An 11,928-nucleotide genomic window follows, 5' to 3' on the forward strand; every position below is an offset into this window, starting at 1 on the left:
AACGCAAAAATTTGTCTGAATCAGAATTTTTCACAATTGTTTGTTTTCAATGGAGTTCAAGAAGGCTGCGCCGTTTTCAAAATTAAAGAATTTTCAGAATGAATTGGCTGTTAATATTGAAAATAAAAAGCGGGCAAAGGCCTGACGGAAAACGCGGGCCTGGGAGTTTTGCCTGTGGGGGGAAGGATTTTTCCGTCTTGATTTTTTGGTTACTTTTGTATCAAGACAAACGGCGTAGCCCTCTTGAGTTTCTTTTTAAAATAAATAATAACGAAAAAAGTAACAGCCCTCCGCGGTAACTGAGCGGGCCAATGTCGTCGTTTACCACAAAATATTTCGATGCCCACCACCCAGGATATTAAAGTAGCCGTTGATGCCGTAGTATTTGGATACACATCCAAAGAAGGATTGTCCGTATTACTTATTAAGCGCAATATTGATCCTTTCAAAAACAACTGGGCATTACCGGGCGGACTGGTTGGCAACAACGAATCCTTAGAAGATGCTGTACAACGCGAACTGAAAGAGGAAACAGGCATTAGCATTAATTACCTGGAGCAACTATATAGTTTTGGTAAACCTGGCCGCGACCCACGTAACAGGGTGATCTCCATAACGTATTATGGCCTGGTTAAACCCGAGGCCTTTGAGATACATGCAGCTACCGACGCGGCAGAAGCGGCATGGTTCAACATCAAAAAAATTCCACCCTTGGCTTTTGATCACGATAGTATCATCATCGCGGCGCATAAACGCCTTAAAAGCAAGATTCTTTACCAGCCCGTAGGCTTCGAGCTATTGGAAGAGAAATTCCCCTTCTCCGAACTGGAAAAACTATACATGGCCGTGTTAGACCGCGATATTGATCGCCGTAACTTTAAAAAGAAAGTAATTAAATTCGGTTTTTTAGAAGAGACGGCCGAAAAGCAAGTGCTTGAAGGGGCCGGCCGGCCGGGAAATCTTTTCAGCTTTAACAAAGACAAATACTTCCAGCTTCAAAAAGAAGGTATCAACTTCGAAATTTAAAGTCCCCCCGTAGAGACGCATAATTGCGTCTCCCGCATGCAGGTCAACGATGCAAATCCAGCATGTAAATCCACCATGCAAATCTCACATGCATATCCGCTCGTCTGGCGGGAGACGGAATTATGCGTCTCTACATCAAAATATTTTCAAAAATAATTTGCGTATTTAAAACGCATATTTATATTTGCGTATAATTAACGCAAATAACATGAAGATAGCCGTAATTATTGCCCGCTTCCAAACACCTTACCTGCATGAGGGGCATAAACAACTGATAGATACCGTAAGTAAAGATTATGCTAAGCTTATTATCTTGCTTGGTGTAAGCCCGGTGATGGGTAGTCGGAAAAATCCTTATGATTACCATACCCGCGAAAAAATGATCAAAAGAGAGTACCCGGATGTTGTTGTTCTGCCGGTGAGTGATCATCCAAGCGATAGGGTATGGTCTGATAACCTGGATAATTTATTGAAAAGTGTTTTTCCTAACGGTCAGTTTTACTTGTTTGGTAGCAGGGATAGTTTTATTCCTTATTACACAGGGCATTTTGAAACGGTTGAGCTGCCCGCGCATGGCGATTATAATGCCACCGAACTGCGTAAACAATATGCCGATAAGGTGTTTGATTCCAATGATTTTCGTGCAGGGATACTGTATGCCTATTATAACCAATATACTAAAGTATACCCAACGGTTGATGTAGCCATGTTCAGGAACAACAAAACCGAACTACTATTAGGCAAAAAAGCCAACAGCAATACATGGCGCTTTATAGGAGGCTTTGCCGATCCGGAAGATGAAAGCTACGAAGCTGCCGCCCAACGCGAGCTGTTTGAAGAGTGTGGCGAGCTACAGGTAAGCAATATGATCTATGAAACAAGTCACCGGGTAAACGATTGGCGTTACCGTAACGAAGCCGATAAAATCATTACCTTGTTGTTCAGCTGCGATCACCTTGCCGGGGAGCCGGCGGCTAACGATGATATTATAGATGTGGCCTGGTTTAAAATTGAAAACCTGGCGCAAATGATTGCCGATGGCCTTATTAACGATGAGCACACCAAAATGATGAAGCTCATCATCACCAAATACCTTAAAAACTGAACCGATGAAACGCGAAAACCTCATTCTGTTAGCCGATGCTTATAAATATGCCCACCATAAATTATACTATCCCGGTACCACTAAAATTTACAGTTACCTGGAAAGTCGTGGCGGAATGTTTAATGAAACCATATTTTTTGGCTTACAATATATTTTGAAAGAATACCTGCAGGGCCCCGCATTTACACAGCAGGAACTGGACGAAGCCGAAGGCTTTTTGCAGCAGGTATTTGGCCGGGATGATGTGTTTGATAAAAGTAAGTTTCAGTATATACTGGATAAGTACAATGGCAAATTACCCGTAACTATAAAGGCCGTAGCCGAAGGTACTGCTGTACCAACCGGCAATGTATTGATGACCATTGAAAATACCGACCCGGAATGTTACTGGCTCACCAATTTTTTAGAAACTTTACTGGTACAGGTATGGTACCCTTGCACCGTAGCTACACTAAGCAACCAGATAAAAAAGATGGTAACCCGGTACTATACCGAAACTGCCACACCTGAAGCCAGCGGCGGGATAGACTTTGTGCTGAATGATTTTGGCTTTCGTGGTGTTAGCAGTGTGGAAAGCGCTAAAATTGGCGGCGCGGCACATTTGCTTAATTTTAGCGGCAGCGATAACCTGGCCGGTTCATTAATGGCTATTGATTATTACGATGCCCAAAAAGTTTATGGTTTAAGTATCCCGGCTACCGAGCATAGCATCTGCACATTACTGGGCAGGGAAGGGGAGCTGGAAGTTTTCAGGCATGTATTAAAAACCTTCCCTACAGGTATCATTGCTTGCGTATCTGACAGTTTTAACATTTTCAGGGCTTGCAAAGAGTATTGGGGAACCGAATTGCGGAACGAGATCCTGAGCAGGGATGGCACGCTGGTGGTCCGCCCGGATAGCGGCGACCCCGTGAGGACCCTGCTTGAAATATTTGAGATCCTGTTTACTCAATTTGGTTATACGGTTAACGGCAAGGGGTACAAAGTTTTACCGCCACAGCTAAGGGTGATACAGGGCGATGGCGTAAACTATAATGAGATAGGCAATATTTATGAAGCGTTAAAAAATAATGGCATCAGTGCCGAAAACCTGGTATTGGGCATGGGTGGCGCTTTGCTGCAAAAGATTGACCGCGATACACAGAAATTTGCTTTAAAATGCAGCTGCGCTGTTATTAATGGTAAAGAGGTTAGCGTTGCGAAAAGCCCGGCGGAGATGAATGCGCAGGGTGACATTACCGAAAGTTTTAAAAAGAGCAAAGGAGGCAGGTTAAAGCTGCTGAAACTGAACGGTGTATTCAAAACTGTTAACGAGGATGATGAACCCGGCGCAGAAAACCTGTTGAAAACCGTTTTTGAGAACGGTAATTTAATTAATACCCTTACTTTTGAACAGGTCAAGACCAACGTAAATACCAATTAATACCACCATGACGAAACTACTGTTTGCAATAAAAGATTATGAATACCTGGCCGAAAAAGTACTGGCCTGCGGAACTTTTGAAAAAGGGGAATTAGTAGTTATCATTTTACCGATGGCGAGCGCTATCAGCGAATTTTAACCCCTGTTGAAAATCGGGATGTAGTTATAATTGGAGGTACCGTAACAGACCAGGCTACGTTGGAACTTTATGACCTGGCATCCTCGCTGGTAAGTTATGGGGCCAACTCATTAACATTGGTTATCCCGTATTTTGGCTATTCAACTATGGAACGTGCGGTGTTGAGTGGTGAAATTGTAACTGCTAAGACAAGAGCGCGGTTAATTTCGGCCATCCCAAAATCAAACAGGGGCAATAAAGTAGTGTTGTTTGATCTCCATTCAGAAGGGATTCAGTATTATTTTGAGCATGATCTTTACCCGGTACATGTTTACTGTAAGGATCTGGTGATAAAGGCCGCCCTTAAATATGGCGGCAATAATTTTGTGATGGCCAGTACCGATGCGGGCAGGGCTAAATGGGTGGAGTCATTAGCCAATGATATGGGCGTAAACGCCGCCTTTATACTCAAGAGGCGATTAAAGGGAGATGATACCGAAGTAAGCGCCATCAATGCGGATGTTGCTGGTAAAACGGTGGTTATTTATGATGATATGATTCGCTCTGGCGGCAGTATCATTAACGCTGCCAAAACCTACAAAAATGCCGGTGCCGCCGATATTTATGTAATAACCACACATGGTTTGTTCATCAACAACGGCATCGAAAAATTGAAAAACAGCGGCCTCATCAAAAAGCTCATCTGCACAGATTCGCATATGAATATGCAGGCCATCGATGATGATTTTGTGGAAGTAAACAGTTTGGCTGAATTGATCTGCTCGGTTATTTAGTGGAGATCATTTTATGTTAGGTGGTATTTAAAGTAGAAACTAACGGCGTTTATGTTAATTCCATCTTTGCAAGTCCGCAAATCTGATGTGTGCTTTTTTTAAGGTCACGCTTTTGGCCGGGGCTGCATACTCGCGGCAGCAAAAAACGCTTGTGATGGCTGGGGGGAAATTAAATTATTAATATTTTTTATTTAGGTATAAACTAAGATAAATTATGAAATTTTTAAAGCTCCTTTTTATGATCAGTGTAATACATGGCGAATGCTATGCGCAAAGCAATGCTAACGACAAAAAAGCTATCGCAATGCTAAAAGAGTTTTATGTGGCTCATCAAAGTATTGAGTCAACTATAAGATCTGCCCCGCCTAAGGTTTATGTTGGAAAAGTAGATTCTTTACAAAAGAAATATTGTACCTTAGAATTAAGGGGAAAAGTAAAAAAATATAGTGAGAATGGCATTGATTTTTTGACCAATGATAAGGGAATAGACTCTTGGTCATTTAAAACAATGACAATTGTGAGGGCTCAAACAAACGAAAATATTTACCTCGTTTGTTATGATGTTTTAGACGTCAATTACCCCAAAACTCCAGTGAAGCGACATGTTGTCTTACACGTAGGTGTACTAAATGAAAGTGGACATTATAAAGTAGCTTCCGTTAAGTAATTTTATACGAATTGTGTCGTCCTAAAAAAAGGTCCCCCATCTGGCGCGAGTATGCAGTCGAGGCCAAAAGCGTGGCGTACTCGTGACTTTTATGTTTATTTATTTCAAATCCTATAATTTCCCAACGATTGCCACTTGGTTTCCATCGAACCAATGGAGCTTTATGTCGAACGCGTTTTTATTTGATCAAGTCCTCGCCTTTCTTTGAATCGTTTTTTAACCAAGCGACTAACAACCGCTCATTAATTAAGGATTATAATGAAAAGAATTTTATTTTTTGTAGTTTTTGCCTTTGTGTATTCGTTCGCCAAAGCATCGGCGCCAATTGATTCAGCAAAAAAGGATACAGCAAAAATCAACAGGCAGGTAGTGAAATTGAACGAAAAACTGGCCGACTTACAAACAGATCTTACCAAAATACAGAATCGTATTCCCGATGAACAGGCAGCGGTAGAACAAACCGCGTCAAGTTCCAATAAGGCGCAGGAAGAAAGTCGTAAAAAAGCGGCATCAGCAGTAGGGGGCGATGTGGGAGATACCCGTAAAGCTGCGAAAGCAGCGCGAAAAGCTGCCAACGAAACCAGCGACGCGGAGGATGCGAGCAATAAATTGAAAAAAGATCAGGAGAAAGTAAAAAGCATTAATCGTGAAATTGAAAAAATCCGGGGAAAGATCAATAAGCTCCAACAGGATAGCTAAAGATATTTTAACGATCAGAAGCCCCAGCCATTCTGGCGCATGCTAAGTATGCACCATATAAAGTATTGAATACTCCGCGCTTTTTGCCTGGGCTGCATACTCGCGCCAAATGGGGGAATTATGCAGGCTATTATAATTAGCCCCCCAACGCAACAACCCTAAACCCAGACCTTCAGAATAGCCAGCATCGCCCCAAAGAAAATTACCAAAATTCATATGGTATGAACGTATTGATCTCCCTCGGGTAACAATATTCACCAGTTTTTCCTTTTAATAACCGAACTCGTTTATACCCTTTTAAGATAGCAAATGAATCTGTCTGAAACGATATACTATTAGCTTCAAGATTGGTTAAACCAAGCCAATTAAATATAAGCAGGCAAATAATAACTCTTAAAATTGTTTTTTTGATAGCATCATTTCTTATTTAAATCAGTATGGGTCCATGCTGATAGTCTATCTGTATTAAATTTCATTTGAAAAAATTCAATTGACTATTAAATCGGCAAGTACTCCCGGTTTTAGTTGATTCAGGCTGTCCGCTGACGTCATAATGATTAGGTACACATTATTGCCCTGTTTCTTAAACATAACCTCTATCGGGATTTTTACCCCTTCCCTTTGATTCTCATATTTTATGCCCATGAAGAAATCCTGAACACCATCCTGCTTATATTTGATATAAAAACTACGCGCCTGGCTGTAGTAATATAGGAGAGAGTCGTTTTTTACCAACTCTGATGTCTGGTCACCATCGATATTTAAATATATGGAGGAAATTTTATCTTGGGGGCCTGTTCGGTAGACCAGATCATACTTTGAAAATTTATCAAGCACATTAAAAAGAAAAAATTCGGTCTGACTACTGCTCTTGGCCGTAACCCGCGACTCCTTTCCGAGAGTCAAACTATCAGGTGAATCTAACCGGTAGACATTAATACGAAAATCTTTTTCATAGTCGAACTGACTTATAGGATTTCGGTCTTTACTCTCGATTGTTTTGTCGAATTTAAGTTGCTTCGGGTTACGAAATAATTTTAAATAGTCAGGGGGAATAACAATTACAGTCCTGACACCATCCAAGACATTGGCCTGGGTGATCTTTTGGCTGTTACGCGAAAAAATGACGTATAAAAAAGCAATAAATGACAGAAGAATAGCTAACACACAAGTGATTACTATGGTCGTTTTTCTCATAGAATTTCTATTTAACTAAATGCAGATATGTCTAAAATAATATGAAAAACAATTAAAGTTTTTATGCTTTTATATTTTGAATAAAACGCTCATTCTGGCGCGAGTATGCAGCCGTGGCCAAAAGCGTGGAGTACTAATGACTTTTATGAGTATTTATCGATAAACCAAAATATATTTTTTATCGCGTTCATTGCCGTGAGAATAGTAGATTTTTTTATTAATTCTATTAATGCAATCAGTTTCTATCCGCACTGAATTAAGCAATATGTGATGATTGTCAATGATACTTAACTTGATTTTTTTACTAAAATGATGAGTGTCAAAAAACTCGGGAGATTGAATTAATTCCTCGCTGGAAAACCGGGTATAACCGATAGCTCCCCAAGTTAAAACCTCGTTTAACCAGCCATTTTTGTCAAAAAATTCCTTTGACTTAATCAGGTAGGTGCTTTTTCTGAATTTAAAGACTTTGTCCGTTATAGACAAAGAATAGTTAGACAAAATCCTAATTGATTGAGCTCTTTCAGTTACCCTTATTTGACTATCCTTCTTTTGGCCAAAAAATAAAATATTAAATAATAGAAGAATTGCTATTTTATTCATGGGATCGTTTTTTTTATAACGTCACGAGTACTCCACGCTATTGGCCAGAGCTGCATACTCGCGCCAAATGGGGAGTTCAAAAATTATACATTTAGTTTTATTAGTTTAATCTCAATATTTTTCTAAATAATCTTTGGGATAGTCTTTCTGATACTGTTCTGGGATTACTGTTTTTCTGTAATCCATACCATTTATCTTTAAAAAGTCGACAATTTGCATCTTCTTTTTATACTCTGAAGATCCTATTTCAAATCGCCACTTTCTCAAGGCGTCTGTTATGTATTTGGGGGAATCGCCCGGGCTGGTTTTGTAAAGAACTTGCCGAAAATCCGCACCTCTTTGTATCAAATAGGTTATGATCTCTGGATCGCCGTGAGATTCAACGCCGAGCATAGCCCAGTATAAAGGACAAATTCCATATTCGTTTACCAGGTTTACTTTTGCCCCCGCGTCAACCAATATCTTAATATAATCAAATTTAGCCTCGGAACAGGCAATCAACAATGGCGTATCTCTCGTTTTCATCGAACCATGCTGTTCTTCATTGGGATTTCCGCCATATTTTAAAAGTAATTTAAGAAATTTTGGATATAAATCATCAGTTCCACTCCCAATTTTCGCCGCTTCCATCAATGCCGAATCGCCATAATAGGAATCCTGTAAATTGGGATTAGCTCCTTCCTCCAAAAGCGTTTTTACAGATGTATAATTGGTATGGTATACTGCGAGAATCAACAAAGGCTGACCAAACCTGGACTCACGAAAATTAACAAGCTTTTTGTCTTTGCTGATTTCAAGTCTTATTTTCTCTACGTCTCCATCCTCGACCGCTTTTGCCAGCTCCCAGGCTGGCGTTTCCTGGAATAGCCGGTAATCGGCACCTAACAATTTAGTTTTGTCAACTATAGTATCACGGCTCGTACAGCTCATCATAAGCATCATAAACCCCATTATGTGTAGACTCATTTTTTTCATTAATTACTGTAATATCAAGGGAATTTTGAATACCATGTCCATTCCAATACCCATTCCAATTCATCTTAACTGTCGCAAGAGTCCGCCCTTATGACCCGATGCTAAGTATGCGCCATGCTTTATAAAGTCACGAGTACTCCACGCTTTCGGCCTTGGCTGCATATTCGCGCCAAATTGGTCATTACTTTCCAAAATAGGTATCGTCATCAGACGAAAAGATCAGTTTTATTTTCCCATCATCTTCCTCCACTCTGGACATCCAAACGCCCGAGCCGATCTGCCCTGCGTCATTAAAAAAGCTAAAATCATCAAATGAAATGTATCCTGTGCGGTATTTCCATTTTCCTTTGCATTCATATACCCTGCCTTTTGAGTTAACATATTTATGAGTATAAGAATGGTCTTTGTATACAAAAATCATATCCGCCCGATCTGTGCTATAGCTATACGTGCCAATCAGGGCATTTTCTTTCACATTAAAACAACCAACTAAAATAGGGACAATCAGTACCAGGATTATATAAATAGGTTTTCTCATTGCTTAATTACTTCTCCCATCTGGCGCGAGGTATGTCATACAAAGCAAGTGCTTTTTTATCCATGACCAACTTTATAAGGTGCCATTAAAGATAAATGATTTCAGCTATTTAATTATAATTTCGCCTTAATGTTTCACTTTAAACAATTCAGCGTTGACCAAAGCGGCTGCGCCATGAAGATCAATACCGATGGTGTTTTGCTTGGCGCGTTAACGGGGGCTGATAATCCGGTGTCTATTTTAGATATTGGTACAGGCACAGGCGTAATAGCCCTGATGCTGGCCCAGCGTTTTGGCAGTGCGCAAATTGATGCTGTTGAAATTGATGAAAGTGCTGCCAAAACAGCTCAAAGTAATTTTAAAAATTCGCCTTTTGCCAGCAGGCTTAGGCTTTATCCATTGGGCTTTGAAGCCTTTTTTAAGACCCGCACGGATAGGAAATATGATTTGATCATCTCCAACCCGCCATTTTATATCAACTCTCTGCAATCGCCGGGCGCAAAAATAAATTTGGCTAAGCATGCCGGGGATGGATTTTTTGAAGGATTAATTGAAGCGGTAGCAAACAACCTCAATAATGACGGGATCTGCTGGTTGATATTACCACCAGATACTGCGTTGATGGTTAAGGATTTGGCGTTACAGCGTGGCCTTTATCTGCATAAAATAATAAATGTGCATTCGTTTAATGATGAGGCGGCACATCGGGAGATCCTGGCCTTCGGGTTTGAGCATAAACAAGCCATAGCACAGGCCTTTGTGATTTATGATGAGCCGAAGATTTACAGCAAAGCGTACCAGGAGGTGTTGAAGGAATTCCTGACGATTTTTTAGATTAATACCTGTCTCTTATAAAAGATTTTCCAGCGATACGGTGGCCTCGGCATTTGTTAAAGTTAATGCAGGGGCGGAAGCATCAATGGAATATAGCTTGCAATTAAAAGTGAGTTTAATTTTTAGCGTTGCACCAGAGCCCAATGTGGCCGGCACCGGGGTTACCGATATAATGTTTGCGCTGCTACCTGTTTGTGTCCCTGTAGCGCTTGTATAAAAGTTTCCCTGGCTGTCTGTATAGCTAATGTTGATGAACTTAGCATCAATGGCATTATGATCTGTTCCGAAGGCTAATACACCTGTTTTGATAAAGGCGTTAAAAATAGCTTTTTTATCATCGGTTGGTAAAACGTGATAGGTTCCAAATTCAACACCTATTTGCGGGTTAAGTGTTTGCGCCTGGGATATCAGGGCAGAAAGACTACCGGTGATGTCGCCCGCGTTATTTGAAGTTGCCGCAGCCGAGCCAATAACCCAGCCTTTAACGCCATCGGTTGTTTGCCAGGCCAAAGCCTGGCCATTTAAAGTGCCTTTAAAATAATATTCGCCGGTAATTGTAGTTGGATCGGTTCCCGGGTTTGTGCCGGTTGCTGTCGCGCCGGGTGGCAAAACATCGCCCTCCAGCTTACAACTGCTAACCACAGCCATTAAAAACAGGAAAGTAAAAACTTTAAGGTACCAATCTCTCATACAAACCTGTTTTTATTTTTAAGCACTTATACGTGTACCTAATATATAATAGTTTCGCGGTATTTTAAATATTTAAAACTATTTGTTACAATAATTGTATACTCCGCGGTAACAAAAGGACGCATACCGGGGAGTTGACATGTGAATTTTCTATTTTCTTGTTTGTTGCCTGCAGCATCTTCTATCTATATTTGCGTCCATGACCCATATTGGCCTTATATCTGATACCCATAGTTTCCTGGATGATGCCGTTTTTAAACACTTTGAAAACTGTAATGAAATTTGGCATGCCGGTGATTTTGGCACCCTTGAGCTGGCAGATAAACTGGCTGCCTTTAAACCGCTGAAAGGTGTTTACGGCAATATAGATGGTAAAGATATCAGAACGGTTTATCCCGAAAACCTGCGTTTTAACTGCGAGGGGGTAGATGTTTGGATAACGCACATTGGCGGTTATCCCGGCAGGTACAGCCAGGCTATTAAGCATGAGATATACAGTAATCCGCCAAAGTTATTTATCTGTGGACATTCACATATCCTCAAGGTGATGAATGATAAAAAGTTAGGCTGCCTGCACCTTAACCCCGGCGCTGCCGGCAAGCAAGGCTGGCACAAAGTACGTACCCTGATGCGCTTTACTATTGATGGCGATAAAATTCAGGACCTGCAGGTTATTGAACTGGCCGGAAGGTAAGTGCGGGTTTGTTAATAACAATTTAACTGTCAAAGCGCTATAGTAAACCAGCCTTTGCGTTTTCTACCTCAAAAACCGAATCGATAAGCAGTGGAGTTTGTTTGCCGGCAGCAACAGCCAGCTGGTCGCAACGTTCATTTTCGGGGTGCCCGTTATGACCGCGTACCCAGGTGAATTTAACCTGGTGTGGTTTGCTCGCCTCTAAATAGCGCATCCAGAGGTCTTTGTTTTTTTTACCGGCAAAGCCCTTGGCAACCCATCCATTCACCCATCTTTTTTCGATAGAATCGATGACGTATTTAGAATCAGAAAAGATCATTACCTGGTTAGGACTTTTTATAGATTCCAGGCCCTTTATAACAGCCAGCAGTTCCATCCGGTTATTGGTAGTTTTGCGAAATCCTTCGGATAGCTCCTTATAATGCTTACCCGAACGCAATATCACCCCATACCCCCCCGGACCCGGATTACCACTTGATGCACCGTCTGTATAAATCTCAATCATAGGGCAAATATAGTAAAGCCCCTTAATCCGCTAAAGTGAGAATACGAATTTAAATGCCTG

The 11,928-nt window shown here is 41.0% G+C and carries 16 protein-coding genes; 9 read left to right on the plus strand and 7 right to left on the minus strand.

The genetic code is table 11. The annotated features are described in order from the left end of the window. Positions 1-339 precede the first annotated feature (339 nt). From Q0R88_RS20730 to Q0R88_RS20760, 7 genes are all read left to right on the plus strand, one after another. Positions 340-1,026, plus strand: a complete 687-nt coding sequence (locus tag Q0R88_RS20730; protein WP_295719916.1) for an NUDIX domain-containing protein — start codon at positions 340-342, stop codon at positions 1,024-1,026. Positions 1,027-1,234: 208 nt separating this feature from the next. Continuing rightward, a complete protein-coding gene (locus Q0R88_RS20735; protein WP_295719918.1) occupies positions 1,235-2,131 on the plus strand; it encodes an NUDIX domain-containing protein in 897 nt (298 codons plus the stop codon). Between the two features lie 4 nt (positions 2,132-2,135). Continuing rightward, a complete protein-coding gene (locus Q0R88_RS20740) occupies positions 2,136-3,554 on the plus strand; it encodes a nicotinate phosphoribosyltransferase (RefSeq protein WP_295719921.1) in 1,419 nt (472 codons plus the stop codon). 7 nt (positions 3,555-3,561) lie between these two features. After that, positions 3,562-3,693 (plus strand): hypothetical protein, encoded by a 132-nt coding sequence (locus tag Q0R88_RS20745; protein ID WP_295719923.1) that lies wholly within the window; start codon positions 3,562-3,564, stop codon positions 3,691-3,693. Then, positions 3,687-4,466, plus strand: coding sequence for a ribose-phosphate diphosphokinase (gene prs, locus Q0R88_RS20750; protein WP_295719984.1), 780 nt, complete (start codon positions 3,687-3,689; stop codon positions 4,464-4,466). Before Q0R88_RS20745 ends, prs begins: the two co-directional genes overlap by 7 nt. A 214-nt stretch (positions 4,467-4,680) precedes the next feature. Then, entirely contained in the window at positions 4,681-5,133 is a 453-nt protein-coding gene (locus tag Q0R88_RS20755) for a hypothetical protein (protein ID WP_295719926.1), read from the plus strand. 258 nt (positions 5,134-5,391) lie between these two features. Next, positions 5,392-5,832: a hypothetical protein gene (locus Q0R88_RS20760; RefSeq protein ID WP_295719929.1), complete on the plus strand. Its 441-nt coding sequence runs from the start codon at positions 5,392-5,394 to the stop codon at positions 5,830-5,832. 42 nt (positions 5,833-5,874) lie between these two features. Here Q0R88_RS20760 and Q0R88_RS20765 read toward each other — a convergent pair whose 3' ends face one another. The 5 genes from Q0R88_RS20765 to Q0R88_RS20785 form a co-directional block, all read right to left on the minus strand. Then, entirely contained in the window at positions 5,875-6,048 is a 174-nt protein-coding gene (locus tag Q0R88_RS20765) for a hypothetical protein (protein WP_295719933.1), read from the minus strand. Positions 6,049-6,318: 270 nt separating this feature from the next. Beyond that, complete coding sequence (locus tag Q0R88_RS20770; RefSeq protein ID WP_295719935.1) at positions 6,319-7,029, minus strand: hypothetical protein; 711 nt, start codon at positions 7,027-7,029, stop codon at positions 6,319-6,321. Positions 7,030-7,182: 153 nt separating this feature from the next. Beyond that, the gene (locus Q0R88_RS20775; protein ID WP_295719937.1) at positions 7,183-7,632 is read right to left on the minus strand and encodes a hypothetical protein; all 450 of its coding nucleotides are present in this window, start codon (positions 7,630-7,632) and stop codon (positions 7,183-7,185) included. A gap of 111 nt (positions 7,633-7,743) precedes the next feature. Next, positions 7,744-8,607, minus strand: coding sequence for an ankyrin repeat domain-containing protein (locus Q0R88_RS20780; protein ID WP_295719940.1), 864 nt, complete (start codon positions 8,605-8,607; stop codon positions 7,744-7,746). Between the two features lie 181 nt (positions 8,608-8,788). Continuing rightward, a complete protein-coding gene (locus Q0R88_RS20785; protein ID WP_295719942.1) occupies positions 8,789-9,145 on the minus strand; it encodes a hypothetical protein in 357 nt (118 codons plus the stop codon). Between the two features lie 129 nt (positions 9,146-9,274). Between Q0R88_RS20785 and Q0R88_RS20790 the strand changes: the two genes are divergently transcribed. Next, complete coding sequence (locus Q0R88_RS20790; RefSeq protein ID WP_295719944.1) at positions 9,275-9,979, plus strand: methyltransferase; 705 nt, start codon at positions 9,275-9,277, stop codon at positions 9,977-9,979. A gap of 15 nt (positions 9,980-9,994) precedes the next feature. Here Q0R88_RS20790 and Q0R88_RS20795 read toward each other — a convergent pair whose 3' ends face one another. Further along, the gene (locus Q0R88_RS20795; RefSeq protein ID WP_295719946.1) at positions 9,995-10,669 is read right to left on the minus strand and encodes a hypothetical protein; all 675 of its coding nucleotides are present in this window, start codon (positions 10,667-10,669) and stop codon (positions 9,995-9,997) included. 199 nt (positions 10,670-10,868) lie between these two features. Between Q0R88_RS20795 and Q0R88_RS20800 the strand changes: the two genes are divergently transcribed. After that, positions 10,869-11,363 carry a metallophosphoesterase family protein gene (locus tag Q0R88_RS20800; RefSeq protein WP_295719948.1) on the plus strand — a complete coding sequence of 165 codons (495 nt, stop codon included), beginning with the start codon at positions 10,869-10,871 and terminating at the stop codon, positions 11,361-11,363. 37 nt (positions 11,364-11,400) lie between these two features. Here Q0R88_RS20800 and rnhA read toward each other — a convergent pair whose 3' ends face one another. Beyond that, entirely contained in the window at positions 11,401-11,868 is a 468-nt protein-coding gene (gene rnhA, locus Q0R88_RS20805; RefSeq protein WP_295719950.1) for a ribonuclease HI, read from the minus strand. Between the last annotated feature and the right edge of the window lie 60 nt (positions 11,869-11,928).

The organism is Mucilaginibacter sp. (genome assembly GCF_025362475.1).
GTDB lineage: Bacteria > Bacteroidota > Bacteroidia > Sphingobacteriales > Sphingobacteriaceae > Mucilaginibacter.